The sequence below is a fragment of the Sphingobium sp. genome, from assembly GCF_036170395.1.
In the GTDB taxonomy this organism is placed as follows: domain Bacteria; phylum Pseudomonadota; class Alphaproteobacteria; order Sphingomonadales; family Sphingomonadaceae; genus Sphingobium.
In genome coordinates this window covers 30,238-56,491 of record NZ_JAVHPD010000047.1, presented here as the reverse complement: position 1 = coordinate 56,491, position 26,254 = coordinate 30,238, and the positions used below count along the sequence as shown (strand labels likewise).

Annotated in this window: 26 protein-coding genes; 20 read left to right on the top strand and 6 right to left on the bottom strand. The window is 68.1% G+C overall.

All coding sequences use genetic code 11. From position 1 onward, the window contains the following. The first annotated feature begins 41 nt into the window (after positions 1–41). The 9 genes from V2B31_RS12555 (at position 42) to ribH (ending at position 10,925) form a co-directional block, all read left to right on the top strand. The gene (locus tag V2B31_RS12555) at positions 42–1,214 is read left to right on the top strand and encodes an efflux RND transporter periplasmic adaptor subunit (RefSeq protein ID WP_328278992.1); all 1,173 of its coding nucleotides are present in this window, start codon (positions 42–44) and stop codon (positions 1,212–1,214) included. 79 nt (positions 1,215–1,293) lie between these two features. Continuing rightward, positions 1,294–4,458 carry an efflux RND transporter permease subunit gene (locus V2B31_RS12550; protein WP_328278990.1) on the top strand — a complete coding sequence of 1,055 codons (3,165 nt, stop codon included), beginning with the start codon at positions 1,294–1,296 and terminating at the stop codon, positions 4,456–4,458. Between the two features lie 59 nt (positions 4,459–4,517). Beyond that, positions 4,518–5,783, top strand: coding sequence for a DUF445 domain-containing protein (locus V2B31_RS12545; protein WP_328278988.1), 1,266 nt, complete (start codon positions 4,518–4,520; stop codon positions 5,781–5,783). Between the two features lie 167 nt (positions 5,784–5,950). Beyond that, the gene (locus tag V2B31_RS12540; RefSeq protein WP_328278987.1) at positions 5,951–6,631 is read left to right on the top strand and encodes an energy transducer TonB; all 681 of its coding nucleotides are present in this window, start codon (positions 5,951–5,953) and stop codon (positions 6,629–6,631) included. Between the two features lie 160 nt (positions 6,632–6,791). Continuing rightward, positions 6,792–7,250 (top strand): hypothetical protein, encoded by a 459-nt coding sequence (locus V2B31_RS12535; RefSeq protein ID WP_328278986.1) that lies wholly within the window; start codon positions 6,792–6,794, stop codon positions 7,248–7,250. Next, on the top strand, positions 7,247–8,239 hold the full coding sequence (gene ribD / locus V2B31_RS12530) for a bifunctional diaminohydroxyphosphoribosylaminopyrimidine deaminase/5-amino-6-(5-phosphoribosylamino)uracil reductase RibD (protein ID WP_328279262.1): 993 nt from the start codon (positions 7,247–7,249) through the stop codon (positions 8,237–8,239). Before V2B31_RS12535 ends, ribD begins: the two co-directional genes overlap by 4 nt. Before the next feature lie 134 nt (positions 8,240–8,373). Next, positions 8,374–8,985, top strand: a complete 612-nt coding sequence (locus tag V2B31_RS12525) for a riboflavin synthase (protein ID WP_328278984.1) — start codon at positions 8,374–8,376, stop codon at positions 8,983–8,985. Positions 8,986–9,198: 213 nt separating this feature from the next. Further along, a complete protein-coding gene (gene ribB / locus V2B31_RS12520) occupies positions 9,199–10,485 on the top strand; it encodes a 3,4-dihydroxy-2-butanone-4-phosphate synthase (RefSeq protein ID WP_328278981.1) in 1,287 nt (428 codons plus the stop codon). A 14-nt stretch (positions 10,486–10,499) separates the two neighbouring features. Continuing rightward, entirely contained in the window at positions 10,500–10,925 is a 426-nt protein-coding gene (gene ribH, locus V2B31_RS12515; RefSeq protein ID WP_328278979.1) for a 6,7-dimethyl-8-ribityllumazine synthase, read from the top strand. Positions 10,926–11,061: 136 nt separating this feature from the next. Here the strand turns inward: ribH and V2B31_RS12510 are convergent, their stop codons facing one another. After that, the gene (locus V2B31_RS12510) at positions 11,062–12,144 is read right to left on the bottom strand and encodes an alkene reductase (protein WP_328278977.1); all 1,083 of its coding nucleotides are present in this window, start codon (positions 12,142–12,144) and stop codon (positions 11,062–11,064) included. A gap of 86 nt (positions 12,145–12,230) precedes the next feature. Here V2B31_RS12510 and V2B31_RS12505 point away from each other — a divergent pair, with 86 nt between their 5' ends. The 5 genes from V2B31_RS12505 (at position 12,231) to ssb (ending at position 16,637) form a co-directional block, all read left to right on the top strand. After that, the gene (locus V2B31_RS12505; protein WP_328278975.1) at positions 12,231–13,112 is read left to right on the top strand and encodes a DMT family transporter; all 882 of its coding nucleotides are present in this window, start codon (positions 12,231–12,233) and stop codon (positions 13,110–13,112) included. Between the two features lie 10 nt (positions 13,113–13,122). Continuing rightward, positions 13,123–13,785 (top strand): COQ9 family protein, encoded by a 663-nt coding sequence (locus tag V2B31_RS12500; protein WP_328278973.1) that lies wholly within the window; start codon positions 13,123–13,125, stop codon positions 13,783–13,785. A gap of 72 nt (positions 13,786–13,857) precedes the next feature. Next, complete coding sequence (locus V2B31_RS12495; protein ID WP_328278971.1) at positions 13,858–14,124, top strand: FeoA family protein; 267 nt, start codon at positions 13,858–13,860, stop codon at positions 14,122–14,124. Continuing rightward, positions 14,121–15,977, top strand: a complete 1,857-nt coding sequence (feoB, locus tag V2B31_RS12490) for a ferrous iron transporter B (RefSeq protein WP_328278969.1) — start codon at positions 14,121–14,123, stop codon at positions 15,975–15,977. Before V2B31_RS12495 ends, feoB begins: the two co-directional genes overlap by 4 nt. Positions 15,978–16,043: 66 nt before the next feature. Further along, positions 16,044–16,637, top strand: a complete 594-nt coding sequence (gene ssb, locus V2B31_RS12485) for a single-stranded DNA-binding protein (RefSeq protein ID WP_328278966.1) — start codon at positions 16,044–16,046, stop codon at positions 16,635–16,637. Positions 16,638–16,775: 138 nt separating this feature from the next. Here ssb and V2B31_RS12480 read toward each other — a convergent pair whose 3' ends face one another. From V2B31_RS12480 to V2B31_RS12470, 3 genes are all read right to left on the bottom strand, one after another. Continuing rightward, on the bottom strand, positions 16,776–17,654 hold the full coding sequence (locus V2B31_RS12480; protein WP_328279260.1) for a UTP--glucose-1-phosphate uridylyltransferase: 879 nt from the start codon (positions 17,652–17,654) through the stop codon (positions 16,776–16,778). 73 nt (positions 17,655–17,727) lie between these two features. Beyond that, on the bottom strand, positions 17,728–18,171 hold the full coding sequence (locus V2B31_RS12475; protein WP_328278964.1) for a hypothetical protein: 444 nt from the start codon (positions 18,169–18,171) through the stop codon (positions 17,728–17,730). A 164-nt stretch (positions 18,172–18,335) separates the two neighbouring features. After that, positions 18,336–18,509 (bottom strand): DUF1674 domain-containing protein, encoded by a 174-nt coding sequence (locus V2B31_RS12470; protein ID WP_328278962.1) that lies wholly within the window; start codon positions 18,507–18,509, stop codon positions 18,336–18,338. A 91-nt stretch (positions 18,510–18,600) separates the two neighbouring features. Here V2B31_RS12470 and htpX point away from each other — a divergent pair, with 91 nt between their 5' ends. After that, positions 18,601–19,530, top strand: coding sequence for a zinc metalloprotease HtpX (gene htpX / locus V2B31_RS12465; protein ID WP_328278960.1), 930 nt, complete (start codon positions 18,601–18,603; stop codon positions 19,528–19,530). A gap of 3 nt (positions 19,531–19,533) precedes the next feature. Here the strand turns inward: htpX and V2B31_RS12460 are convergent, their stop codons facing one another. Beyond that, complete coding sequence (locus V2B31_RS12460; RefSeq protein WP_328278958.1) at positions 19,534–20,469, bottom strand: FkbM family methyltransferase; 936 nt, start codon at positions 20,467–20,469, stop codon at positions 19,534–19,536. A 99-nt stretch (positions 20,470–20,568) separates the two neighbouring features. Between V2B31_RS12460 and V2B31_RS12455 the strand changes: the two genes are divergently transcribed. The 4 genes from V2B31_RS12455 to V2B31_RS12440 all read left to right on the top strand — a co-directional run bounded on the left by V2B31_RS12455 (position 20,569) and on the right by V2B31_RS12440 (position 24,933). Further along, the gene (locus V2B31_RS12455) at positions 20,569–21,873 is read left to right on the top strand and encodes an RsmB/NOP family class I SAM-dependent RNA methyltransferase (RefSeq protein WP_328278956.1); all 1,305 of its coding nucleotides are present in this window, start codon (positions 20,569–20,571) and stop codon (positions 21,871–21,873) included. Between the two features lie 52 nt (positions 21,874–21,925). Next, positions 21,926–22,417 (top strand): diguanylate cyclase, encoded by a 492-nt coding sequence (locus V2B31_RS12450; RefSeq protein WP_328278954.1) that lies wholly within the window; start codon positions 21,926–21,928, stop codon positions 22,415–22,417. A gap of 90 nt (positions 22,418–22,507) precedes the next feature. Further along, positions 22,508–23,170, top strand: a complete 663-nt coding sequence (gene rpe, locus V2B31_RS12445; protein ID WP_328278952.1) for a ribulose-phosphate 3-epimerase — start codon at positions 22,508–22,510, stop codon at positions 23,168–23,170. Then, complete coding sequence (locus tag V2B31_RS12440) at positions 23,167–24,933, top strand: heparinase II/III family protein (protein WP_328278950.1); 1,767 nt, start codon at positions 23,167–23,169, stop codon at positions 24,931–24,933. The genes rpe and V2B31_RS12440 overlap by 4 nt, the downstream gene beginning before the upstream one ends. Positions 24,934–24,937: 4 nt before the next feature. Here the strand turns inward: V2B31_RS12440 and V2B31_RS12435 are convergent, their stop codons facing one another. Beyond that, on the bottom strand, positions 24,938–25,549 hold the full coding sequence (locus tag V2B31_RS12435) for a hypothetical protein (RefSeq protein ID WP_328278948.1): 612 nt from the start codon (positions 25,547–25,549) through the stop codon (positions 24,938–24,940). A 147-nt stretch (positions 25,550–25,696) separates the two neighbouring features. On the opposite strand from V2B31_RS12435, the gene V2B31_RS12430 reads away from it, so the two are divergent. Then, positions 25,697–26,254 carry a DUF1993 domain-containing protein gene (locus V2B31_RS12430; protein ID WP_328278946.1) on the top strand — a complete coding sequence of 186 codons (558 nt, stop codon included), beginning with the start codon at positions 25,697–25,699 and terminating at the stop codon, positions 26,252–26,254.

Sequence of the window (26,254 nt, the reverse complement as noted above, 5' to 3'; positions counted from 1 at the left end):
CTCCCGAACAGGGGCTATGCGCCGGAAAGACTAGGCACGGCATGAATTACGAGACGCAGCTGATGGGCGACACGATGATCGTCATCGATGAGGATGCCGCGCGCAGGCGGCGCACGCGGCTGCTGCTGATCGGCGGCGGCGCGGCCGCGCTGCTCGTCGCTGCGGCCGCCGCCATCTCGCTCTATGGCGGCAAGGAGGCGGCCACGCCGGCCGCGAGCGCGCCCGCGCCGGTCGTCACCGTCACCAGCCCCGGCCAGTCCACCGTCGCCCGCACGATCAGCGCCACCGGGTCGCTCGCCGCGCGGGTCGACATGCCGGTCGGCGTCGTAGGCGAAGGCGGCATGGTGACTCGGGTCATGGTCGAGCCGGGCGACTGGGTCCGCGCCGGGCAGATATTGGCGAGCGTCGAACGATCGGTGCAGGCCGAGCAGGTGCGCTCGCTCGCCGCCCAGGTCGAGGTGGCGCGCGCCGACGCGAAGCTCGCCCAGGCGCAGCTCGACCGCGCCAAGGCGCTGGTGTCGCGCGGCTTCATCAGCGCCGCCGATATCGACCAGCGCACCGCCACCCGCGACGCGGCGCAGGCGCGCGTCAATGTCGCCATCGCGCAGCTCAACGAACAGCGCGCCCGCACCGGGCGGCTCGACATTCGCGCGCCGGCGGCGGGCCTTGTCCTCACCCGCGCAGTCGAGCCGGGGCAGATCGTCCAGGCGGGCGGCACCGCCCTCTTCCGCCTCGCCAAAGGCGGCGAGATGGAGATGCGCGCGCAGGTGGCCGAGGGCGATCTTCAGACGCTGCGGCCGGGCAACGGCGCCACGGTGACGCCGATCGGATCGAGCCAGGGCTTTGCCGGCCGGGTCTGGCAGGTTTCCCCGGTGGTGGACCCGCAGACGCGGCAGGGCATTGCCCGCATCGCCCTGCCCTATGACAATGCGCTGCGGCCGGGCGGCTTTGCCTCCGCGCTCATCACCAGCGGATCGGGCAGCGCGCCGTTGCTGCCCGAATCGGCGGTGCAGAGCGACGACAAGGGCAGCTTCGTCTACATCGTCAACGCCAAGGACCAGGTCGAACGGCGCAACGTGACCGTCGGGCAGGTGTCCGACGCCGGGGTCGCGGTGACCAGCGGCATCAGCGGCGCGGAAAAGATCGTGACGTCGGCGGGCGCCTTCCTGACGCCGGGGCAGAAGGTGAAGCCGGAACTGGCCAGGGGCCGCTGACGGGCCGGGCGCCACGCCCGACCGCCGCAAGAGAGATACGGACATGCCGTGGACCGGCGTCCGGTAAAGGAAGCGCGTCATGAGTTTTCGCAATATTTCCGCCTGGGCGATCCGCAATCCGGTGAGTCCGCTTGTGCTGTTCGCCGCGCTGGTGCTGGCGGGCATCGTCAGCTTCCTGCGGATGGACGTGAACAACAATCCCGACGTCAGCTTCCCAATGGTCAGCGTGACCGTGGTCCAGCCCGGCGCCGCGCCTACGGAGCTGGAAACCCAGGTCACCCAGCGGATCGAGGCGGCGGTGCGCAGCATCAGCGGGGTGGAGGACATCACCTCCTTCGCGTCCGAAGGCCAGTCGCTGACCAACGTCCAGTTCCAGATCGGCACCCCGGTCGATCGCGCGGTGAACGACGTCAAGAACGCCGTCGACCAGATCCGCAGCGACCTGCCCGACGGCATATTGGAGCCGCAGGTCCGCCGCATCGACGTGGATGGCGGGCCGATCGCCTATTTCAGCGCCGAAGCGACCGACATGACGCTGGAGGAGCTGTCCTGGTATGTCGACAACACCGTCGCCAAGCGATTGCTGGCGATTTCCGGCATGGCGGCGGTCAATCGCGGCGGCGGCGTCAGCCGCGAAATCCGCGTCATCCTCGACCCCGCCAAGCTGCAGGCCTATGGCGTCACCGCCGCGCAGGTGAACGGCCAGTTGCAGCAGGTGAACCTGAACGCGGCGGGCGGCCGCACCGAAATCGCCGGAGCGGAACAGTCGATCCGTGTGCTCGGCAACGCGCCCAATGCCCGCTCGCTCGGCGAGACGCAGATCGCGATTTCCGGCGGGCGCACGGTCAAGCTGTCCGACCTGGCGCAGGTGCGCGACATGTATGCCGAACAGCGCACTTTGTCGCTGATGAACGGGCGGCAGGTCACCAGCTTCAGCATGGAGAAGGCCAAGGGTGCGTCCGACGTCACCGTCTATGACGAAGCGATGAAGGTGCTGGACAAGCTCAAGAAGGAAAATCCCAAGGTCGAATTCAAGCAGCTCTACACCAGCGTCGATTACACCAAGGGCCAGTATCACAGCGCCATGTCGGCGATGATCGAGGGCGCGGTGCTCGCGGTCGTCATCGTCTTCCTGTTCCTGCGCGACTGGCGCGCGACGATGATCTCGGCGCTCGCCATCCCGCTGTCGGCGATCCCGACCTTCTGGTTCATGGACATGATGGGCTTTACGCTGAACGGGATTTCGCTGCTGGCGCTCAGTCTCGTCGCCGGCGTGCTGGTCGACGACGCGATCGTGGAGATCGAGAATATCGTGCGCCACATGCGCATGGGCAAGAGCGCCTATCAGGCGTCGATCGACGCGGCGGACGAGATCGGCCTTGCCGTGCTCGCCACCACCATGGCGATCGTCGCGGTGTTCCTGCCGGTCGCGCTGATGCCGGGCCTTGCCGGGCAATTCTTCATCCAGTTCGGCATGACCGTGGTCGTCTCGGTCCTCATGAGCCTGGCCGTCGCGCGCCTCATCACGCCGATGATCGCAGCCTATTTCCTCAAAGCCCATGGCGAGGAGACGCATGGCGAAGGCTGGCTGATGGACCGCTATATGGGCGTGCTGCGCTGGTCGCTGGAGGATCGCAAGGCGAAGGAACGCCGGGCGCGGGGCGGCTTTCGCAACAAGCTGGCGGGCTTCTTCACCGATCATCGCGTGTGGACGCTGGGCGCGGGTCTGTTCGCCTTCATCTGCACGATCATCGCCTTTGCGACGCTGCCGATGACCTTCCAGCCGACGACCAACACCGATTTCAGCCAGGTGAAGATCGAGACGGTGCCGGGCAGCACGCTGGCGCAGACCACCGCCATCACCCGCAAGGTCGCCGACATGCTGGCCGCCGACACCGATACGGTCGAGGCCGCCTTTGCCGACATCAATCCGACCAATGCCGACATCTTCCTGACGCTCAAGAAGGACCGGCCGACATCCTCGGTCGACTGGGAGCGGTCGATTGCGCCCAAATTCCAGACGATCGCCGACGCGCGGGTCAATTTCCAGTCGCAGTCGGGCGGCGGCTTCGGCCGCGACGTCATCATGATGTTCGGGTCCGACGATCCGGTGCTGCTGGAAAATACCGCGAACCAGCTGGTCAAGGAGATGGCGGGGCTGAAGGAACTGCGCGATCCGCGCGTACAGGGCGACATGCAGCGGCCCGAGATCATCATCAAGCCGCGCCTCGACCTCGCCGCCAGCATGGGCGTGACGACTGCCGCGCTCAGCCAGTCGATCCGCATCGCGACGATCGGCGACATCGACCAGAATGTCGCCAAATTCTCGCTGTCCGACCGGCAGATCCCGATCCGCGTGTCGCTGTCCGAAGACAGCCGCCGCGACATGGCGACGATCGAGAATATGCCGGTGCCCACCGTCACCGGCGGATCGGTGCCGCTGCGCGTGGTCGCCGACATCAGCTTCGGCGCCGGGCCGACCCAGATCCGCCGCTACAACCAGATCCGCCGCGTCGTGGTGGGCGCGGACCTTGCACCGGGCCTTGTCACCAGCCAGGCGACGGCGAAGATCAACGCGCTGCCGACGATGAAGGCGATCAACGAAGGCCGCATCCAGGGCGTGCAGAAGATCAACGCGGGCGACGCCAAATGGCAGATGGAGATGCTCCAGAGCTTCGTCATCGCCGTCTTTTCGGGCGTGCTGCTGGTGCTGGCGGTACTGGTGCTGCTCTACAAGCGGATCATGCCGCCCTTCGTCAATTTGGGGTCGCTGCTGCTAGCACCGCTTGGCGGAGCGATCGCACTGCATATCGCGGGCCAGCCGCTGTCGATGCCGGTGTTCATCGGCCTGCTCATGCTGCTGGGCATCGTCGCCAAGAACTCGATCCTGGTCATCGACTTCGCGCTGGAGGAGATGGAGAAGGGCGTGCCCAAGAAGGAGGCGATCATCGACGCCGGGCACAAGCGCGCGCAGCCGATCGTCATGACGACCGTCGCGATGGTCGCGGGCATGGTGCCAACCGCCGTCTCGCTCTCGGGCGACGGGGCATGGCGCGCGCCGATGGGCGTCACCGTGATCGGCGGGCTTATCCTGTCGACGGTGCTGACCCTGGTGATCGTGCCGGCGGTGTTCAGCCTGGCGATCGGCCTGGAAGCCTGGATCGGCCCGCGCCTCGGCCGGGGTCTGCTGACCTACCGGCCCGAGCACAAGCATGGCGGCGGGGCGGCGCAGCCGGCCGAATAGCGCCGGAGGGCCGAACGGGGCTTGCCTGAACGAAACGGCGGCGTAACCGTTGTGGAGTGATGACGATGCTCCGCCTGCCCCGCGTCAAGGACGCCCCTGCCGCGCATCCCGCGCGGCGGATGCGGATCGTGGCGACGGGGATGCTGGTCGCCATGGCCGCTGTGTTCGCGATCGCGCGGGCGACGGCGCATCTCCACCCGGCGATCGGCTTCGTCCAGGCCTTTGCCGAGGCGGCGATGGTGGGCGGCCTTGCCGACTGGTTCGCGGTCACGGCCCTTTTCCGCCATCCGCTCGGCCTCCCCATCCCCCACACCGCGATCATCCCGCGCAACAAGGACCGGATCGGCGATACGCTTGCCGCTTTCCTGCGCGACAATTTCCTGACCCCGGCCGTGGTCGCGCGGCGGATGCGGCATATGGATGTCGCGAGCGCGGCCGGGCGATTTCTCGCAAGCCCCTCAGGCGGCGACGGGCGGCTGCGCGAGGGCGCGTCGCGGCTCGCCGCCGACATATTGGAGGCGCTCGACCAGGAGCGGCTGGGCGGCATGGTCAAAGGGGCGATCGGCCAGCGGCTGCGCGCGCTCAACCTCGCCCCGCTGATCGGCCAGGCGATAGAGGCGGCGATGCGCGACGGGCGGCACGGGCCGGTGCTGGACGGCATCATCCATTGGGCCGACCGGACGCTGGAGGCGAACGAGCATCTGATCCGCGCGATGGTGCATGAGCGCGCGGGCAAGGTGCTGCGCTGGACGGGACTCGACGAGAATCTGGCGAACGCGATCCTTTCGGGGCTGCGCAAGATGCTGGCGGAGATGGCGGCGGACCCCGAGCACAGCCTGCGTCTGAAGGCCGAGGAGGGGATGGCGAAGCTCGCCTTCGACCTTCAGTTCGACCTGGAAATGCAGGCCAAGGTCGCGGGCATCCGCGACGAGATACTCGACAATCCGGCGATGCAGCGCTGGATCGAGGGGATGTGGGAGCAGGCGCGGGCCGGGCTGCTGCGCGCGGCGCGCGATCCGGGGCGGGCGATGGCGGGGCGGCTGGGCGAAGCGGTGCGGGCGCTGGGCGCGACGCTCCAGCAGGAGGCGCGGCTGCGCGTCGTCATCAACCGCTTCGCGCGGCGGGCGGCGGTGGGGGCGGCGGCGAGCTATGGCGACGCGATCGTGCGGCTGGTGAGCGACACGGTGCGCGGGTGGGACGCAGGCACGGTGACGAGCCGGCTGGAGCATGCGGTCGGCCGCGACCTGCAATATATCCGCATCAACGGCACGCTGGTGGGCGGCCTGGTGGGGCTGGTCATCCATTTAATCGAGACACTCACTTAATAGCTTAAGCGAACAGCGAGTGGGACAGCTGAATCGCACTTTCGTGGCTCAATTTTAATGTTGCAACATATCATTGAATGATGTTGTATCATTTCATCGTAGCAACAGACCGAGTCACCGGCGCGCGGCGATATGGAGAGGATGCGCAGGACGAGAGGAGCCGAACGATGCGACTCATGAGCGTGAATGGCGACATGGAACAGGCGCGCTATGGCGCGGGGCGGAAATCGCCGCTGGGGCTGGGCGGCACGATCGCCGTCCATGCGTTGGTGGTCGGGGCGTTTCTGCTGATCCCCAAGGAGGTGATCGAGATCGTGCGGCCTACGCCGCCGATCGAGACCTACGCCGTCGAAGACGACCCGCCGCCGCCCGAGGTTACGCCGGACAAGCCAGTGGACACCAAGTTGCCGACGCAGCCCCGGCCGGACCAGCCGACCGCCCCCAAGCCGGAAGTCGCGCTGCCTGGCGATCCCCCGATCAGCGGGACGGCCGGACCGACCGATACAGGCCCGTTGATCCCGCCCTATATCCCGCCTCCGCCGCCGATCCCCGAACCGGTGCTGACCGAGCCGCAGATCGACCCGCGCGCCCTGCCCGCCTTCCAGCCCGACTATCCCGGCGCGATGATCCGGCAGCAGATGGAAGGCAAGGTGACGGTGCGGGTGAGCATCAGCGCCGAGGGGCGGGTGACGGGAATCGAGAAGGTCAGCGCCACGGACGAGAGTTTCTGGGCCGCGACCGAGCGCCACGCGCTGCGCAAATGGCGCTTCCGCCCCGCGACTCGCGACGGGGTGCCGGTGCCATCGACCAAGGTGCTGACGGTGCGCTTCACCCTGACCGACCGGTAGCAGCAATTGGCCGCCCTGATCGTCATGCCGGCGTCGTGCGTGACGACAGGGCGGGATATGGGTTCCCGCCTGCGCGGGAATGACGGGGAAGGATGAAAACGACAGGGAGCGGCCCATGACCCCTTTTGCATCCGGCGCGGTCCTGCCTTATAGGCGGGGCATGGCGATCTTTCCCCGTCCCGTTTCCCCCAAGAGCGCGCTCGGCGACTTCTGGGGCTATTTCCGGCAGCCGCGACGGCATAAATGGCCGCTGCTCGGCCTGTCGGCGGCGCTGACCTGGGTCATCGTGTGGACATTCGTGATCGACGCGAACACCAACACGATGCCGACCCGCAACAAGATCATCTATGTCGAAAGTTGGGACGCGAACCGCTCCGACGCGGCGATCATCCTCCAGCAGAAGATCGACTTCGCCAAGCGCGAGGCGGCGCTCATCAGGCAGCAGCGCAAGATGCAGGGCTATGCCGACGCTTTTGGCATCGACTGGCGCGAGGATGAGAAGCGCAATACGGCGAAGCGCAAGGAAGCGGTGAAGGCGATCGACGCGATGCTCGACGAGCGGCTGGCCAAGGCCGAAGCCGCCGAGAAGGGCGCGAAGGACGGGATCGCCCGGCCCTGAGCGGTTTCCCCTCACCGGCGGACGACCGGCGCTATATGGCCGCCGCCATCGCCCTGTCGGGGCGCGGGCGCGGCCTTTCCACCCCCAATCCCAATGTCGGCTGCCTGATCGTGCGCGAACGCAGGATCGTCGGGCGCGGCTGGACCCAGAAGGGCGGCCGCCCCCATGCCGAGGCGCAGGCGCTGGACCAGGCGATGGACCAGGCGCAGGGGGCCACGGCCTATGTGACGCTGGAGCCCTGCTTCCACCTTTCCCCGCGCGGACCGCGCTGCGCCGACCTGATCGCACGCGCCGGAGTGGGCCGCGTGGTCATAGCGCTCCGCGATCCCGATCCGCGCACCGACGGACAGGGTGCGGACTGGCTGCGCGACCATGGCGTCGCGGTCGAGATGGGGCTGATGGCGCGGGAGGCGGCGGAGGCGATGGCGGGCTTCGTGCTGCGGCAGACGCTGGGGCGGCCGCATGTGACGCTGAAGCTCGGCCTGTCGCTCGACGGGCGGATCGCGCTGGCGGATGGATCGAGCCGCTGGATCACTGGGGCGGACGCGCGCGCCCATGCCCATCTGGAGCGGGCGCGGCACGACGCGATCCTGGTGGGCGGCGGGACTCTGCGCGCCGATGCGCCGCTGCTCGATGTGCGGCTGCCGGGCCTTGCGGATCGCTCCCCTCGCCGCCTGCTGCTGAGCCGGGGCGATGCGCCGGCGGGGTGGGAGCGGATCGGCGCGCCCGAAGAGATCGCCACGCTCGATCGGGTCGATCATCTGCTGGTGGAGGGCGGCGCGGGCGTGGCGGCGGCCTTCCTGCGCGCGGACCTTGTCGATCGGCTGCTGCTCTATCGCGCGCCGATCATCGTGGGGGACGGGCTGGCGGGGATCGGCGACATCGGTCTTGCCGATCTGAGCGCGGCCCATGGGCGCTGGCGGATGAGCGACGCGCGCGCGCTGGGCGTCGACCGGCTGGAGGTTTACGAGCGGGTTCGGAGCGCTTAGATCACCCTCCAAACTCACCCGTTCGGGCTGAGCGAAGTCGAAGCCCGTCGCTGAGCGAAGCGAAGTGACCTCCCTCCGGTCGGTCTGGCCCTTCGACTTCGCTCAGGGCGAACGGAAAAATTGGACTGACGCATATGTTCACCGGCATCATCACCGACATCGGCACGATCCGCAGCCATGAGCAGCGCGGCGACCTGCGGCTCGTGATCGGCTGTGCTTACGAGATGGAGACGGTCGCGATCGGCGCGTCGATCGCCTGTTCGGGCGCGTGCCTGACCGTGGTGGAGAAGGGCGCGGACTGGTTTGCGGTGGACCTGTCGGCCGAGACGGTCGCGCGCACCGCGCCGGGCCTGTGGGACGAAGGCGCGCGGCTGAACCTCGAACGCGCGCTCAAGGTCGGGGATGAGCTGGGTGGCCATATCGTCACCGGCCATGTCGATGGCCTTGGTACGGTCGTAGGCGTCTGCCGGGACGGCGATTCGCACAAGGTCGGCTTTGCGGTGGACGCGGCGCTCGCCCCGATGATCGCGCCCAAGGGCAGCATTACCGTCGATGGCGTGTCGCTGACGGTGAACGAGGTGCGCGATGTCGAGGGCGGCGCGCATTTCTCCGTCAACCTCATCCCGCACACCTGGGACGTGACGACGCTCGGCCGGCTGGCGGAAGGGGCGAAGGTCAATCTGGAGATCGACGTGCTGGCGCGCTATCTCGACCGGATGCAGGGCTTTCGCAACCGCACAATGTGATTGGGGCTTGTAATTATCACATTCTAGTGTGATATGGGCGGCGTTCTACGGGCTTGTTGCCTGACATTGTCATTTTTAGACTGTCATTCCCGCGAAAGCGGGAATCCATCTCCCAACCTCCCACCAAGAGGATAGCGCCGGAGATGGATCCCCGCCTTCGCGGGGATGACGGGCTGGGGTTGGTCAGCACGCCTGTCTGGAAGGAGTTCACCCATGTCGTCCGCGCTTCTCGATACCGTTCGCAGCCTTGTCACCGAAGGCGGCATGTCCCGGTCGGGCCTTGCCCGCGCCGCCGGGCTCCACGCCAATTCGCTGCGCCGGCTGGGCGAGGCGGACTGGAACCCCACCGCCGATACGCTCGGCAAGCTCGAAACCTATCTGCTGAAGCGCGAGGGCGGGACCGCGCTCGCCAGTCCCGAAGAGATCATCAACGAAGCGCGCAACGGGCGCATGTTCATCCTGGTCGATGACGAGGATCGGGAAAATGAGGGCGACCTGGTCATCCCCGCGCAAATGGCGACGCCCGACGCGATCAACTTCATGGCGACGCACGGGCGCGGGCTCATCTGCCTGGCGCTGACCAAGGATCGGGTCGATCAGCTCGGCCTGGAACTGATGAGCCGCAACAACGGCACGCGGCACGAAACCGCCTTCACCGTGTCGATCGAGGCGCGCGAAGGCGTGACCACCGGCATCAGCGCCGCCGACCGCGCCCGCACCATCTCGGTGGCGATCGACGGGTCGAAGGGGCGCACCGACATCGTGACGCCGGGCCATGTCTTTCCGCTGGTGGCGAAGGATGGCGGCGTGCTCGTCCGCACCGGCCATACCGAAGCGGCGGTGGACGTGGCGCGGCTGGCCGGGCTCAACCCGTCGGGCGTCATCTGCGAGGTGATGAAGGACGACGGGACGATGGCCCGGCTCGACGACCTCATCCCCTTCGCGCAGAAGCACAAGATGAAGATCGGCACGATCCGCGACCTCATCGCCTATCGCCGCCGGCACGACCATATGGTGGAGCGGCGCGCGGAAACGAGCTTCGCCAGCAAATGGGGCGGCGAATGGAAAGCGATCAGCTTCTACAATCGCGCCACCCGCACCGAGCAGATGGTGTTGCAGAAGGGCCATGTCGTGCCCGACCAGCCGACCCTGGTGCGGATGCACCAGCTGTCGCTGCTGGACGACATTTACGGTGCGGAGGGCAAGCGCAGCGACCTCCTCGCCCGGTCGATGGAGATTATCGGGCGCGAAGGATCGGGGCTGATCGTACTGCTCGCCGGAGCGGATGATGGGGAGTTCCTCTCCAAATCGATCACGCGATGGGCGAGCAAGGGCGCGCCCGGCGACATGGACGAGTTGCGCAACTATGGCGTGGGCGCGCAATTGCTCGCGGAACTGGGCGTCCATGACATGATCCTGCTGACCAACAGCCACCACAGCCTGATCGCGCTCGACGGCTATGATCTCTCCGTGGTCGGGCATCGCCCGATCGAACTCTGACCAAAGGACATCCCGTGGCGAAATTCCTGATCGTCGAGGCGCGCTTCTACGACCATCTCAACGACCTGCTGATCGAGGGCGCGAAGGCGGCGCTGGACGAGGGCGGCCATAAATATGAGGTGGTGACGGTGCCGGGCGCGCTGGAGATACCGGGCGCGGCGGCGCTGGCGGCGGAGACCGGGCGCTATGACGGCTTCGTCGCGATCGGCGTGGTGATCCGGGGCGAAACCTATCATTTCGAAGTGGTGTCGAACGAGAGCGCGCGCGGCCTGATGGCTTTGAGCATGGACGGCATCGCCATCGGCAATGGCATCCTGACGGTCGAAAATGAGGAACAGGCGCTGGTGCGTGCGCGCCCCGACCAGAAGGACAAGGGCGGCGAAGCGGCCAAGGCGGCGATCGCCATGCTCGCCCTGCGCGAGCGGTTCGGGGTGGCGTGAAGCAGAAATCCTCCCCTGCAATGGGAAGGAAACCATGAGTGCAGCAAATGGTGGAGGGGTGTCCACGTCTCGAAAGGCGGACACCCCTCCGTCAGGCGCTATGCGCCTGCCACCTCCCCTACAAGGGGAGGATTAATCAGGCGACAGTCTCCAGCGCGGGATAGTCGGTATAGCCTTCCGCCCCTTGCGTGTAGAAGGTCTTGCTATCCCAATCGTTGAGCGGCGCGCCGGTGCGCAGGCGCTCTACCAGGTCGGGGTTGGCGAGGAAAGGGCGGCCAAAGGCGATGCCGTCGGCAATGCCGCTGTCGAGCGCCGCTTGCGCGGTCTCCCCGGTATAGTCGCTGTTGAGGATCAGCGGCCCGCGATAGCGCTGGCGGATGATCGGCGACAGCGGCGGCACCTCGCTCGCGCCATAGGTGCCGTGGGGCTTGAGTTCGCGCAGTTCGAGGAAGGCGATGCCGAGCGCGTCGAGCGCCTGGGCCGCGACCGGGAAGACGCTCTGCGGGTCGCTGTCGTCCGTGCCCTGCGTATTGCCGTTGGGCGAGAGGCGGACGCCGGTGCGGTCCGCGCCGATCGTGCTGGTCAGCGTGCCGACGACTTCGCGCAGCAGGCGGACGCGGTTTTCCGGGCTGCCGCCATAGTCATCGTCGCGGGCGTTGACGCCGTTGCGCAGGAATTCGTCGATCAGATAGCCGTTGGCGGCGTGGAGCTGAACCCCGTCGAAGCCGGCGGCGATCGCGTTGCGCGCGGCGGTCGCATAGGTGTCGAGCAGATGGGGGATTTCGGACACGGCGAGCGCGCGCGGCGTTTCATAGTCCTTGTTGCCCTCGTAAGTGTGGGCATGGCCGGGCGCGGCAACGGGGCTGGAGGAGACGGGCTGCTCGCCGGTGACGCTCGAATGGACGAGCCGGCCCATATGCCAGAGCTGGGCGACGATCCGCCCGCCCGCGTCATGCACCGCGTCCGTCACGCGCCGCCAGCCGTCGACCTGATCCTGGTTCCAGAGGCCCGTCGCATAGGGCCAGCCCAGCCCCTGGCGCGAAATGCCGATCGCCTCGCTGATGATAAGGCCCGCGCCGGCGCGCTGCGCATAATAGTCGGCCATGATCGGGGTCGGCACATGATCGCGGGTGCCGCGCGCGCGGGTGAGCGGCGCCATGAGGATGCGGTTGGGCGCGTCGATCGCGCCGAGCTGGATGGGATCGAACAGGGTCGTCACGAAAATCTCCCTTTTGACGCAGAAAATGCCAATAAAGTTGCAATATGCAACGGGACGTGCTGCGGAAAGCCAGCTAGGGAGCCGCGATGCAGACTTCAACCCCTGTCGCCCATATGGCAACCCCCCGCTTCGCGTTTCCGGCGCTTATTCTCGCCAACCTCATCCTGCCGGCGGGCGCGGTGCTGGTGCGCTTTGCCGATGTGGGGCCGGTCGCCGCCGCTTTCTGGCGGGTGACGATCGCCCTGCCCTTTCTCTGCCTGCTGGCGGCGCGGGGCTGGCGGCGGACCCCGCCCACGGCGCGCGAATGGAGCGCGCTGGTCCTGTCGGGGATCGTGTTCGCGGCGGATCTCGCCGCTTGGCATGTCGGCATCCTCTATACCAAGGTCGCCAACGCCACCGTGTTCGGCAATATGAGCGGGCTGTTCCTGCCCGCCTGGGCGCTGCTGGTGCTGCGCCAGCGGCCAGACCGCAACCAGGCGATCGCGCTGGCGCTGGCGACGGCGGGCATGATGGTGATGATGGCGGGCAGCTACGAACTGTCGATCCGCAACCTGCATGGCGACCTGCTCTGCGTGCTCGCGGGCCTCTTCTACACCGCCTATCTGCTGATCGTGCAGGGCGCGCGCGGGCGGCTGGACAGCTGGTCGGTGCTCGCCGGATCGAGCCTGGCGAGCGCGCCGGCGCTGCTGCTCTGCGCGCTGGCGCTGGGCGAGCGGGTGATGCCGGGCAACTGGACGCCGCTGATCCTGCTCGCGCTGTCCAGCCAACTGGTGGGCCAAGGGCTGCTCACCTATGCGGTCGGCTGGTTCTCGCCGCTGGTGCTGGGATTGAGCCTCCTGCTCCAGCCGGCGGTGTCGGCGGTGCTGGGATGGCTGCTGTTCGACGAATGGCTGAGCGCGGGCGACATGGTGGGACTGGTCGCGGTCGCCGCCGCGCTGGTGCTTGTGCGCTTGCCCGCGCGGCCCTAGATTGGCAACCATGACCGAGACAAGCGACCTGACGCTGGACGAAGTCCGCGCCCTGCTGGCCCCCATCCTGCCGCGCCATGCCGCCTTCGACGGGTGGCGGCCCCAGGCGGTGGCGATGGCGGCGCGGGAGAAGGGCGTCGATCCCGACATTGCCGCGCTGGCCTTCGCCGGCGGCGCGATGGATATGATCGACGCCTGGTTCGCGCATGTCGACACCGCCATGCTGGCGGCGCTGCCGCCTGAAAAGCTCGCCGTCCTGTCGATCCGCCGCCGCATCACCGCGTTGGTCGAAGCGCGGATCGACGTGATCGCGCGCGATCGCGAGGCGCTGCGCCGCGCCTGGTCGATCCTGGCGCTGCCCACCAACGCCCCGCGCGCGGCCAAGCTCGGCTGGCGCGCGGCCGACGCCATGTGGCGCGCGGCGGGCGACACCGCGACCGACTTCGCGCATTACAGCAAGCGGCTGACGCTTTCGGCGGTCTATGCCTCCACCCTGCTCGTCTTTCTCAACGACGAGAGCGAGGGACTGGCCGACACGCGCGCCTTCCTCGCCCGGCGGATCGAGGATGTCATGCGGTTCGAGAAGCTCAAGGCGCAGGTCAAGGGCGCGAGCGGCGGCGAGCGGCTGAGCCTCTCGCGCTTCATCGGCCGGCTGCGCTATCCCGCCGTCTGAGATTCGCGCTAGCCATTTGTTATCGACATTGATAGTCACTCGCAGAAACCGCCCTGCGAGTAACCCGATCCCGTGCGCCTCACCGACCTGCCCCTGCGCCAGCCCGCCTATGTCGACCTGATCGACTGGACCCTGTTGTCTGCCAGCGAAGGCCAGCGGCTGAGGGAGTTCGGCCTGTGCGAAGGGGCGAGCGTCGAGGCGCTGCACAGGGGCGGCTTGTGGGGCAAGGGGCCAGTCGCCTGCCGCATCGGCCGCATGACCATCGCGATGCGGCGCGCCCATGCCGCCGCTGTCATCGTGCGCACCGGCCCCGTGACAGAGGCGGACGAGCAAGCATGAGCGCGCTGCCTTTGGTGGCGCTGGTCGGCAACCCCAATGCCGGCAAGAGCGCGCTGTTCAACGCGCTGACCGGCGCGCGGCAGAAGCTGGGCAATTATCCCGGCGTCACGGTGGAGCGGAAGGCCGGGCGGCTGGCGCTGTCCGACGGGCGGCCGATCGAGCTGGTCGACCTGCCGGGCACCTACAGCCTGTCCCCCGGCAGCCCCGACGAGCAGGTGACGCGCGACGTGGTGATGGGCCGGCAGGCGGGCGAGCGGCGGCCCGACGCGCTGGTGATCGTGGTCGACGCCGCCAATCTCGACAATCACCTCCGCTTCGCGCTGGAGCTGATCGCGCTGGGGCTGCCGACCGTGGTGGCGCTCAACATGGTCGATCTCGCGACGCGCGACGGGCTAGAGCTGGACGCCGCCGTGCTTTCGCGCGAACTCGGCGTGCCGGTGGTCTCGACCGTCGCAGTGCGCAAGCGCGGGCTCGACCATCTGCGCGAGGCATTGGAGAGCCTGCTGAACGGCGCGCCGCGCGCCTATCCGTCGGGCGAGCCGCGCGATTTCGACGCGAACCGCGCGGAGGCGCGGCGTATCGCCCGCGCCGCGATCGTGCGGGAAACGCCCTCGCGGCGGCTGACCGCCGCGGTGGACCGGGTGGCGCTGCATCCCGTCGCCGGCCTCGTCCTGTTGCTGGCGCTGCTGTTCGTCATGTTCCAGGCGGTCTATGCCTGGTCCGAAGCGCCGATCGCCTTCATCGAGGGGCTGGCCGAAGCCGCCGCGACCGCCGTGCGCGACACGCTGCCCGACGGCATCCTCCGCTCCTTCCTGATCGATGGCGTCATCAACGGGGTCGGATCTGTGGTCGTGTTCCTGCCGCAGATCCTGATCCTCTTCTTCTTCATCCTGATGCTGGAGGCGACCGGCTATATGGTCCGCGCCGCCTTCCTGATGGATGGGCTGATGGCGCGGGTCGGCCTGTCGGGGCGGGCCTTCATCCCCTTGCTCTCCTCCTTCGCCTGCGCCGTGCCGGGGATCATGGCGACGCGCACCATCGCCGACCCAAAGGACCGGCTGACGACGATCCTGATTGCGCCGCTGATGACCTGTTCGGCGCGGCTGCCGGTCTATGCGGTCATCATCGGCGCGTTCATCCCGGCGCGCGATGTGGGCTATGGCGTCGGCTTACAGGGCCTGGTCCTCTTCTGCCTCTATGTCGCGGGGATCGTGGGCGCGATGCTGGTGGCGCTGGTGCTGCGGATGACCGTGACCAAGGGGGCGAGCGGCGGTTTCCTGATGGAAATGCCCAAATATCAGTGGCCCCGGCCGCAGGACATCGCGCTCGGCCTGTGGCAGCGGGCGGTTATCTTCCTCAAGCGCGCCGGCACGATCATCTTCGCCTCGACCGTGATCCTGTGGCTCTTGCTGAGCTTCCCGCGCGTTCCCGATGGCGATCCGACGAGCCAGGTCGATCATTCGATCGCGGGGCGGATCGCCAGCGGCCTCCAGGTCGTGCTGGAGCCGGTCGGCTTCAACCGCGACATTTCGCTGGCGCTGATCCCGGCGATGGCGGCGCGCGAGGTGGCGGTGTCGGCGCTCGCCACCGTCTATTCGATCGACGCGGGCGATGACGAGGCGGCGCTGGAACAGAGCCTGGGGGACCGGCTCAAGAGCCAGTGGCCGCTGCCGACCGCGCTCGCCTTCCTCGCCTGGTTCATCTTCGCGCCGCAATGCATCTCGACCATCGCCGTCACCCGGCGGGAGACGAACGGATGGCGATGGCCGCTGTTCATGGTAGGCTATCTCTTCGTCCTCGCCTATGCCGCCGCCGGCATCACTTACTGGACCGCGACCGCAGCGGGACTTTGACCACCTTCATTTCTGGACGTGTAAAGCAGCCGGACTATAAGGGCCGATCAATCTATCGGAGGAATCATGGCAGGCTCGGTCAACAAGGTCATATTGGTCGGCAATCTGGGCGCGGACCCGGAGGTCAAGAGCTTCCAGAATGGCGGCAAGATCTGCAATCTGCGCATCGCCACGTCCGAAAACTGGAAGGACCGCAACACCGGCGAGCGCAAGGAGCGCACCGAATGGCACAGCGTCGTCATCGGCGGCGAGGGCCTTGTAGGCGTGGCCGAACGCTTCCTGCGCAAGGGCTCGAAAATCTATATCGAGGGCCAGTTGCGCACCCGCAAATGGCAGGACAATAACGGCAATGACCGCTATTCGACCGAAGTGATGGTGCAAGGCCCAGGGGCCGTGCTGACGATGCTGGACAGCGCGCCGGGCGGCGGCGGTGGCGGGCGCGGCCAGGGCGTGTCCGACTGGAGCGGCGGGTCCAGTGGCTTCGGCGGCGGCGACTATGATGATTTTGGCGGTGGTTCGCAGGGCGGCGGGTCGGGCGGCGGCTATGGCGGCGGTCAAGGCGGCGGCGGCCGGTCGCAGGGCGGCAGCGGCAATTATGGCGGCGGTCGCGCCGGCGGGCCGAATTTCGACAATGACCTGGACGACGAAGTGCCGTTTTGAGGGGTGCTGAAATCCTCCCCTGCAAGGGGAGGTGTCGCGCGCGAAGCGCGTGACGGGGGTGTCGCCCTATCGAGACGGTGACACCCCTCCGTCAGTCACTACGTGACTGCCACCTCCCCTTGCAGGGGAGGATGATTTTTAGCGCGCCAGTTCCTCGGTTGCGAAGGCGCGGATATGGTCGCTCAAATCCGCGCGCTCCAGCGCCAGGGCCAGGTTCGCCTCGATATAGCCGGCCTTCGATCCGCAATCGAAGCGGCGGCCGTCGAAGGTGACGCCGTGGAAGGGCTGCCGGCCGATCAGCGCGGCCATCGCGTCGGTCAGCTGGATCTCGCCGCCAGCGCCCTTTTCCTGCGTCTCCAATATCTTCATGACTTCAGGCTGGAGGATGTAGCGGCCGGGCAGGATGAGGTTGGAGGGGGCGGTGCCGAGCGCGGGCTTTTCGACCAGGCCCTTGACTTCCGTCAGCGCGCCGTCGCGCGCGCCGGGATCAATCACGCCATAGCTCGGCGTCTGTTCGATCGGGATTTCGAGCGCGCAGACGAGGTTGCCGCCGACCTTCTCATAGGCGTCGACCATCTGCTTGAGACACCCCCGTCCCGGCGCGCCCTTCATGAATTCGTCGGGCAGCAGGATCGCGAAGGGTTCGTCGCCGACGATGTCGCGCGCGCACCAGATGGCGTGGCCCAGGCCCAGCGGCTCCTGCTGGCGCAGGAACACGGCGTTGCCGGGCGCGAGCCGGGTGCCCTCCAGCGCCGACAAGTCCTTGCCGCGCTCGCGCTGGGTGGCTTCGGCCTCATAGGCGATGTCGAAATAATCCTCGATCGCGCCCTTGCCGCGCCCGGTGACGAAGATCATCTGCTCGATCCCCGCCTCGCGCGCCTCGTCCACCGCATATTGGATCAGCGGGCGATCGACCACCGGCAGCAATTCCTTGGGCACCGCCTTCGTCGCCGGCAGGAAGCGGGTGCCGAGCCCCGCCACGGGAAACACGGCTTTACGGATGGGCTTGTTCAAGATGCTATCCCCTTGTTCGCGGACGCGAGCCGCCTTTGGATCGCCTTGCCAACGAAAAAGGTCAAGTCTGCGTCGGTCAGACCGCAAGCAGGCGATTGGCGACGATTTCCAGCGCGGCGATCTCGCCTTCGAGCTGCTCCAACGCGACATGCTGGATATTGTTGCGCGCGTCGCGGCAGGTGAAGCCGCCGGGTTCGGGCTGGTGGAAGCCCTGGACGATGAGCGCGCGAAAGCGGTCGATCCGCTGCATGTCGCGCTCGATATCCGAAATCTCGGTCAAGGCGCTGGCGTTGCGGCGGTCGCGCATCGCGACCATGGTGCGCAGCTCGGTCATCAGCTTCGCCATGCTGGGGCGCGTGCGCGCGCCGATGGTGCGCACGTCGCCCATCGCTTCGCGCAGATGGGCGATCTTCGCTTCCAGGCTCTGCTCCAGCATCGTCCAGGCGCAGACCAGCCGCCCCACCGCGCACAGCAGCGCCGCATCCTCCGGCGCATAATCCGCCACTCTCTTCCCGCTCATGTCCGAAACCAGTTGCACGCCCACGCTCTTGTCACTCCCTTTGGACGCAAAGCCTGCACGGCGGACGCGCGAAAAGGCCAGAGGCGAGCGGCAAGGCTCCCCGCGCGAGCGGCACGGGCCAGCGGGGAACGTGCGAAATGGGCGACGAGCCGTTCGCCCAACCGTCAGAAATCTATCGCGATTCCCTTGCGCTCCCAATCGCCGTAGCGGACCGGGCTAAGTTCCTCGGTATGGCGCGAGGGGGCGTCCACAGGATCGGGCTCCGGCACAGGCGGGCTTTTGGAGAGGTGCGCGGGCGGCTTCACATGCGCGGGACGCTTGCCGTTGAAAACTCCCATGCTCGCCGCCTTTCCCTATTTGCGCGCGGGGACCGTCAACCCCATATTCATGCCATGGTGGCTATCTGGGCCGACAAGGAGTGCATTGCAAGTGAACGGGATGAAGACGACCATGCTGCTGGCGGCGCTGACGGCGCTGTTCATGGCGCTGGGCTATACGCTGGGTGGCAGCGGCGGGGCGATCATCGCGCTGCTGGTGGCGGCGGGCATGAACCTCTTCACCTTCTGGAACGCCGACCGGATCGTGCTGTCGATGCATGGCGCGCGGGAGGTGGACGCGCAGAGCGCGCCCGATTTCTACAATCTGGTGCGGGAACTGGCGCAGCGCGCGCAGCTGCCGATGCCGCGCGTCTATGTGATCGACCAGGACGCGCCCAACGCCTTCGCCACCGGCCGAAACCCGGAAAACGCCGCCGTGGCCGCGACCACCGGCCTGCTGTCGATGCTGAGCCGCGAGGAAGTGGCCGGCGTGATGGCGCATGAGCTGGGCCATGTGAAGAACCGCGACACGCTCATCATGACGATGGTGGCGACGATCGCGGGCGCGATTTCGATGCTGGCGAATTTCGGGCTGTTCTTTCGCGGCGGCGACCATGAGAATGGGCATGGCAATATCGTCGCCAGCCTGCTGGCGGTGATCGTCGCGCCGTTTGCCGCGATGATCGTGCAGATGGCGATCAGCCGGACGCGCGAATATGGCGCGGATCGCGCCGGGGCGGAGATCAGCGGCAACCCGCAGGCGCTGGCGTCCGCGCTGGCGAAGATTTCGGGCCGGGCGCAGATGATCCCCAATCCGGTCGCCGAGCGCAACCCGGCCGCGGCGCAGCTCTACATCGTGCCGACGCATGTGAGCGAACTGTTTTCCACCCACCCCGCGACCGAGAAGCGGATCGCGGCGTTGCAGGACATCGCGGCGGAGATGGGTGGGCCGCTTCTCGCTAGGCCGGCGAGCGCGTCCGCCCCGTCGCCTTTCAGCGCCCCGCCCCGCCGCCGCAGCGCGCTCGACCCCAACGGGCGCTGATGCTCACCGGATCAGCACCAGCATCTGGTCGCGATTGCCGGGTGCGGCGAGTATCTCGGCGCGGCTGGTCGCTACGACGCCGTCCCTTTCGGTGATCCGCGCCAGCGCGAAACCGGCGGCGGCGATGCGGTTGAGGAAGGCGGCGGGATCGGCGTAGCGGTCGGGGGTGAATTCGAGGAAGATGGTGAGCGGCGCCCCCCGCGCCAAAATCCCCCGCATCCCGTCCCAGAGCCGCTCTTCCGCCCCCTCAACGTCGATCTTGATGAGATCGACCGGCGCGTCGCCCAGTATCGCGTCGAGCCTATCGACCCTGACGTCGAACCGGCGCAGGCCGTCGCCCCCCTCCGCTGCGTGGCTGCCCACCGCGCCGACATGGCCGTTCTTGGGCTCGCCCATAGGCACGGTGAAGGCGGCGGCGCCCGGCGCGTCGGCCAGCGCGATTTCATGCACGGTCGTGCGGCCGGCAAAGCCGTTGACGCTGATCGACTGGCGCAGCCGGCGCGCCACGTCAGGATTGGGCTCGAAGGCGTGGAGCCGCCCGCTCTCGCCGATCAGGTCGGCCGCCAGCAGGCTGTAATAGCCGAGATTCGCGCCGCAATCGACGACGTGCATCCCCGGCCGCAGCGCGGCGACGACCGCTTCGGTCATCGGCAATTCCCAATAGCCGTCCATCATCATGAAGGTGGAAAAGCCGATATCGTCGGTCGCCACGAACATGCGATAGCGCCCCAGGCACCAGCAGAGCGCGTCATTCCCCGGCAGCGGCACGGTGGCGCAACGGCCCCGGATCAGCGCTTCGTTGCGCGCCCGATCCGCGCGCCGCAGCGATGCCGGCAACAACAGATCATGGCGAACCGTCGCCGCGAGAGATCCGCGCCGGCCATAATCCCCCGGCAATCGCGCCAACCCCCTCAACCAGAAATAGAGCGCGCGCAGCATGGCCTCTCCCCAAGGATGACGCCCCTGATGAAGGCCTCGGCCGGCGCGCGCAAGGGGGACGGGCTTCCGCCACCGCGCCAAAAGGCGTAGGGCCGCGCCATGCCCCCCTCCCCGCGCCGCCGCCCTGCCCCCCGCCCCGACGATGTTCCCGGCCTCCCCGCCCGCCGCGCGGCGCTGAGGCTGCTCGACGCAGTGCTGCGCCGGGGCGAGCCGCTGGAGCTGGCGCTGCATGGCGCGGCGCAGGGTCTGCCCCGCGAGGACCGGGCGCTGACCCATGCGATCGCGGCGGAAGTGCTGCGCCACCTGCCCGATCTCGATGCGCTGATCGACGGGGCGACGCAGAAGCCGCTGCCACCCGACGCCAAGGCGCGGATGGTGCTGCGGATAGCACTCGCTCAGACGCTGAAGCTCGACACGCCGGCCCACGCGGCGATCGCCACCGCGCTGCCGCTGGTCGATGGCGGGCCGCGCAAGCTGGTCCATGGCGTGTTCGGCACGGTGACGCGCGGCGCGCCCGCGCTGCCCGATCCGCCGACGCTGCCGGCCGACGTGGCGGCGCGCTGGACCGCCGCATGGGGCGAAGCGATGCCGGCGGCGGCCGCGCGCGCCTATGCCGTCCGCCCGCCGGTGGACATCAGCCTGCGCGATGCAGGTGAGACAACCAAGTGGGCGGAAGCGACCGGCGGCGTGTCCTTCGCGCCCGGCCATGTCAGGCTCCCGGACGGCGCATCGATCCCCGACCTGCCCGGCTTTGCCGAAGGGGCCTGGTGGGTGCAGGATATCGCCGCCGCCTGCGCGGCGCGGCTGCTGGGCGCGGGCGAAGGGCGGAGCGTGCTCGATCTCTGCGCCGCGCCGGGGGGCAAGACGATGCAGCTCGCCGCCGCCGGCTGGACGGTGACGGCGGTGGACCAGTCGAAGAAGAGGCTGGAGCGGCTGACCGAGAATCTGGCGCGCACCGGGCTTGCCGCCGATATCGTGCAGGCGGACCTGCGCGACTGGTCGCCGCCAGCGCCGGTCGATGCGATCCTGCTCGACGCGCCCTGTTCGGCGACCGGCATCTATCGCCGCCACCCCGACGTGCTACACCGCATCGGCCCGCGCCAGATCGCCGAGCTGGCGGACTTGCAAGGCGCGCTGCTCTCCCGCGCCGCCGACTGGCTGAAGCCCGGTGGGACGCTCATCTACGCGACCTGCTCGCTGGAGCCCGAGGAAGGCGAGGCGCAGATTGCGCGCTTCCTGAGCGACCGCCCCGGCTTCGCGCTGGTCCCGGCGGAAGCCAGCGCGCTGCCCGCCGGCATCGTCCCGACGCCGCAGGGCTGGCTCCGCACCCTGCCGGACACGCTCGCGGGTGAGGGCGGGACCGACGGATTTTTCATCGCGCGGATTGCCCGAAAGGACAACTGAAGTTTAACCTCGGTTCCCCTATGGTCCCCAGTCAACCCTTCGCAGGTCCGCCATGCGTCCGATCGAGCCATTGCCCCTTCATCATAGCTGGCCGCTTTACGAGCTGCGCGCCCATCTCGCGCCGGTGATGCTGGACAATGCGGTCGCGCGCAGCGACGCCGCGCTCGCCGAGCGCGGACTGGGGCTGTGGCATTGCGATCTGGCCGACGACCGGCTGCGCTGGACCGCCGGGGTCTATGACATATTCGGGCTGGAGCGCGACTGCGACGTGCCCCGCCCGCTGGCGCTCTCGCTCTACGCGCCTGAATCCCGCGAGCCGATGGAGCGGCTGCGCGCCTATGCGATCCGGCACAAGCGCGGCTTCACCATCGATGTGGACATCAACCAGGCCGATGGCGCGGGGCGGTGCGCGATGCGGCTGATCGGCGCGCCGATCCTGGACGGCAAGGGCGCGGTGATCGGCCTGCACGGCGTCAAGCAACTGCTCCCGGCCGGAGCCAAGCCCTCCCATGGCCTTGATCCCGGCATTTTCGTCATGCTTTGAAAGGGCTTGGCGGGGGCCGCCCGAACAATCCCGCCGCGCCCGCAAATCCCCGTTGCCCTGCGCTGCGCCGGGCACTAAGGCGAACGGTTAATGACCGGTTCCATCCTGATTTCGCCCTCCATCCTGTCCGCCGATTTCGCCCGCCTGGGCGAGGAGGTGCGCGCGATCGACGAGGCCGGCTGCGACTGGGTGCATATCGATGTGATGGACGGGCATTTCGTGCCCAATATCACCATAGGCCCGATGGTGGTGAAGGCGCTGCGCCCGCATACGAAGAAGCCCTTCGACGTTCATCTCATGATCTCCCCGGTGGACCAGTATCTTGACGCCTTCGCGAGCGCCGGCGCGGACATCATTACCGTCCACCCGGAGGCCGGACCCCACATCCACCGCACCGTCCAGCATATCAAGTCGCTGGGGGTGAAGGCGGGCGTCGTGCTCAACCCCGGCACCCCGGCGAAGATGCTCGACTATCTGATCGACGATATCGACCTCATCCTCATCATGAGCGTCAATCCGGGATTCGGCGGGCAGAGCTTCATCGAGAACCAGCTGCGCAAGATCGAGGCTTGCGCCAAGATGATCGCCAAGTCGGGGCGCGACATAAGGCTTCAGGTCGATGGCGGCATCGACCTTGTGACCGCGCCCAAGGCGATCGCCGCGGGCGCGGACGTGCTGGTCGCGGGCACCGCGACCTTCCGGGGCGGGCCGTCCGCCTATGCCGACAATATCAGGAAGCTGCGGGGCGGGTGAACGACCATCGGCGCATCTCCCCCCGCAAGAGCCCACACCCAGCACCCGACGAGGGCGAGGACGGCATCGAGCAGGGCAAGCGGCTCATCCGCGTCGCGGATGACAAGGGGCTGTCGCTTACCCAGAAGATCGCCAACCAATTCTACCTGCTGAGCTGGAAGACGCCGATCCACGGCCGCAAGCTCAAGGGCAAATATCCGCTGAAGCTGCTCGCCGTGCCCGACGACGACATTCCGGGCGACAGCCGCGCTGGGGCGGCGATGCGCGCGGGCTATTTCCTGTTTCGGGGGCAGAAGCTGCCGATCGAGACGCTGGATTTCGCGCGGCCCGGCGTCGGTCCGGCGTTCAGCGATTATCTGCACGGCTTCCGCTGGCTGCGCGACCTCGCCAGCAGCGCGACGCGCGAGCAGGGCGCGCCGATCGCCGAAACGGTGATGCGCAAATGGCTGGAGACCCATGCAGCAACGCCGAGCGAACCCGCCTGGCGCGCGGACAATGCCGGCTGGCGGCTGCTGTTCTGGACCGCGCACGCGCCGTTGATCCTGTCTTCGAGCGACCTCGTCTATCGATCGCTGGTGCTGACCTGCATCGCGCGCACCGCCCGGCATCTCGACCGCAGCGCCGACAAGGCGCCGATCGGCCTGCCGCGCCTTGTCGCCTGGTGCGGCATCGTCGCGGCGTCTTTGCTGATCCCCGGCGGCGCGGCGCGCAAGGTCTTCGGCGAAGCGGGGCTGAAACGGGCGATCGACAGCGGCTTCCATGGCGATGGCGGGATCGTGTCGCGATCGCCGCTGGCGCAGATGGAGGCGGTGATGCTGCTCGCCATGCTCCAGTCGGTCTATGACGTGCGTCGCGAAACGCCGCCCGCCTGCCTCACCGATGCGCTGGGGCGCGCGGTGCCGGCGCTGCTCGGCCTGGCCCATGGCGACGGCGGCCTTGGCAGCTGGCAGGGCGCGGGGGCGACGGCGCCGCAGGCGGTACAGGCGGTGGTGCAGGCGAGCCGGGTGCGCGCCCGTCCGCTGCGCCAGGCGCGCGACTGGGGCTATCAGCGGGTCGCCGCGGGATCGACCGTGGTGCAGGTGGACGCCGCTCCGCCGCCGGTCGCGCGGCTCGCCGAGGCGGGCTGCGCCTCGACCGGGGCGATCGAGATCAGCGACGGGCCGCTGCGCCTCATCGTCAATTGCGGCGGCGCGGCGCTGGAGGGGGCATGGATTCCCCGTGATCTGGCGCAGGGACTGCGCACCACGGCGGCGCATAGCACGCTGGTCCTCAACGACAGCAATTCGACCGCCCTGCTGCCCGACGGCACGCTGGGCAAGGGCGTGACCGAAGTGGAGCTGAACCGGCAGGAGCTGGACCAGGGCAGCCGGCTGGAGCTGGCCCATGACGGCTATGTCCGCCGCATGGGTTATGTTCACCGCCGCCTGCTGCTGGTGAGTGGCGATGGCAAGGAGATACGCGGCGAGGATATGCTGACCCCCGCCGAGCGCCGCCGCAAGCCATCGAAGCAGCCGGTGCAGCTACGCTTCCATCTCGCGCCCGGCGTCGAGCCGACATTGACGGCCGACAGCCAGGGCGCGCTGCTGCGGATCGAACTGGGCGCGCTCTGGCAGTTCCGCACCGGCGCGGGCGTGCTCAGCGTCGAGGAAAGCCTCTGGGTCGACCACGAAGGCCGCCCCCACCCCACCCGCCAGCTCGTTGTCACCGGCGAGGCGCTGCCCGGCGGCTCCAGCATCGGCTGGATCTTCAAGCGGATGGGGTGAGCGTTTAGCGGCCGAGGCCGCTGGCGACGGGCGCGGCCTGCTCCGCGCCGCCATAAGCGGGTGTCGCGGCCAGGGCCGGGGCGTAGCGGAAGCGCAGATCGCCGTTGAGCTGTCCGTCGACCAGGGTTCCGGCCGGGATATAGGCGCTGGTGCCGTGGATCAGGAAGCCGAGCGAGGTCACGAACAACATCGTGCCGATTGAGGCAACCGTGCCGCTTTTCCCCTCGTCGTAGCTAGCGCCGGTGAGGCGCACCGGGCCGTGCGGGGTCATCGCTTCGACCAAGCGGAGCGCGATCTTGCCCTTCTTGCCGAAATGGCCGTTGCGCTGCGTCGAGGTGACTTCGGCGATCACCGGCGCGCCGGCCGGGATGACGACCTGATCGCGAAAATAGACCGGCTCCGCGACCTCCAGATGGATGCGGTCGCCCGGCAGATTATCCTTGGACGAAATCTGCGTCGTGGTGCGCAGCCGCAGCGGGGTGCCGGCGGGCAGAACGAAGCGCTGCGTGCTGACCACCGGGCTTTCGGGCGCGGCGAAATGATAGACATATTGCGCCTGAGCGGGCGCGATGGCGAGCCAAGCGGCGACGATGGTCGATCCAGCAGTCTTCATCATGGAATAATCCCGTGTTCCCCGTGGCCTATATGGCAGGCGGATATGAAGATGGGGTTCCGGGCGATGGTTAATGCGACACCGGATTGGCATGGTGCAGGGGCGAAAGCCGGCTATAGGCGGCAGGACTTGTTTGAGGAGACCCGTTCCATGTCGCTGACCAGCCTGCTCGTCCCCACCTATCGCCAGATGCTCGGCAGCCTGTCGGCCTGGCTCGACAAGGCGGGAGGCTTGCCCGATGCCGACGCGCTGCTGTCGGCGCGGATCGCGCCCGACATGTATCCGCTGGCGACGCAGATACGCTTCGCCTGCGTGCAGGCGTGGGAGGGGGTGCATCGGTTGCGCGACATGCCCTTCCCGCCGATCGTGCAGACAATGCTGGACGAAGGGCGCGCTGCGGGCGAGCGGCCGGGCACGCTGGGCCAAGCGCAGGCGCGCATCGCCGAGACGATCGCGATGCTGGATGCGCTCTCGCCCGATGCGCTCGACCGGGAAGCCGACGCGCCGCTGGCGCATGACCTGCCCAACGGCATGATCTTCGACCTGAGCGCGCTCGGCTACGCGCGCGACTGGACGCTGGCGCAATTTTATTTCCACCTCATGGCCGCCTACGCGATCCTGCGGAAGGAAGGCGTGGCGCTTGGCAAGGGCGACTATGTCGCGCATCTGCTGCCCTGCCTGCGCACTGGGACGGTGCCGGGGCAGTGA

Excerpts from the sequence above, each read along its gene's own strand:
- V2B31_RS12555 (WP_328278992.1), top strand. The coding sequence starts at position 42 with ATGAATTACGAGACGCAGCTGATGGGCGACACGATGATCGTCATCGAT.
- V2B31_RS12550 (WP_328278990.1), top strand. The coding sequence starts at position 1,294 with ATGAGTTTTCGCAATATTTCCGCCTGGGCGATCCGCAATCCGGTGAGT.
- V2B31_RS12545 (WP_328278988.1), top strand. The coding sequence starts at position 4,518 with ATGACGATGCTCCGCCTGCCCCGCGTCAAGGACGCCCCTGCCGCGCAT.
- V2B31_RS12540 (WP_328278987.1), top strand. The coding sequence starts at position 5,951 with ATGCGACTCATGAGCGTGAATGGCGACATGGAACAGGCGCGCTATGGC.
- V2B31_RS12535 (WP_328278986.1), top strand. The coding sequence starts at position 6,792 with ATGGCGATCTTTCCCCGTCCCGTTTCCCCCAAGAGCGCGCTCGGCGAC.
- V2B31_RS12525 (WP_328278984.1), top strand. The coding sequence starts at position 8,374 with ATGTTCACCGGCATCATCACCGACATCGGCACGATCCGCAGCCATGAG.
- ribB (WP_328278981.1), top strand. The coding sequence starts at position 9,199 with ATGTCGTCCGCGCTTCTCGATACCGTTCGCAGCCTTGTCACCGAAGGC.
- V2B31_RS12505 (WP_328278975.1), top strand. The coding sequence starts at position 12,231 with ATGCAGACTTCAACCCCTGTCGCCCATATGGCAACCCCCCGCTTCGCG.
- V2B31_RS12500 (WP_328278973.1), top strand. The coding sequence starts at position 13,123 with ATGACCGAGACAAGCGACCTGACGCTGGACGAAGTCCGCGCCCTGCTG.
- feoB (WP_328278969.1), top strand. The coding sequence starts at position 14,121 with ATGAGCGCGCTGCCTTTGGTGGCGCTGGTCGGCAACCCCAATGCCGGC.
- ssb (WP_328278966.1), top strand. The coding sequence starts at position 16,044 with ATGGCAGGCTCGGTCAACAAGGTCATATTGGTCGGCAATCTGGGCGCG.
- V2B31_RS12475 (WP_328278964.1), bottom strand. The coding sequence starts at position 18,171 with ATGAGCGGGAAGAGAGTGGCGGATTATGCGCCGGAGGATGCGGCGCTG.
- V2B31_RS12470 (WP_328278962.1), bottom strand. The coding sequence starts at position 18,509 with ATGGGAGTTTTCAACGGCAAGCGTCCCGCGCATGTGAAGCCGCCCGCG.
- V2B31_RS12460 (WP_328278958.1), bottom strand. The coding sequence starts at position 20,469 with ATGCTGCGCGCGCTCTATTTCTGGTTGAGGGGGTTGGCGCGATTGCCG.
- V2B31_RS12455 (WP_328278956.1), top strand. The coding sequence starts at position 20,569 with ATGCCCCCCTCCCCGCGCCGCCGCCCTGCCCCCCGCCCCGACGATGTT.
- V2B31_RS12450 (WP_328278954.1), top strand. The coding sequence starts at position 21,926 with ATGCGTCCGATCGAGCCATTGCCCCTTCATCATAGCTGGCCGCTTTAC.
- rpe (WP_328278952.1), top strand. The coding sequence starts at position 22,508 with ATGACCGGTTCCATCCTGATTTCGCCCTCCATCCTGTCCGCCGATTTC.
- V2B31_RS12435 (WP_328278948.1), bottom strand. The coding sequence starts at position 25,549 with ATGATGAAGACTGCTGGATCGACCATCGTCGCCGCTTGGCTCGCCATC.
- V2B31_RS12430 (WP_328278946.1), top strand. The coding sequence starts at position 25,697 with ATGTCGCTGACCAGCCTGCTCGTCCCCACCTATCGCCAGATGCTCGGC.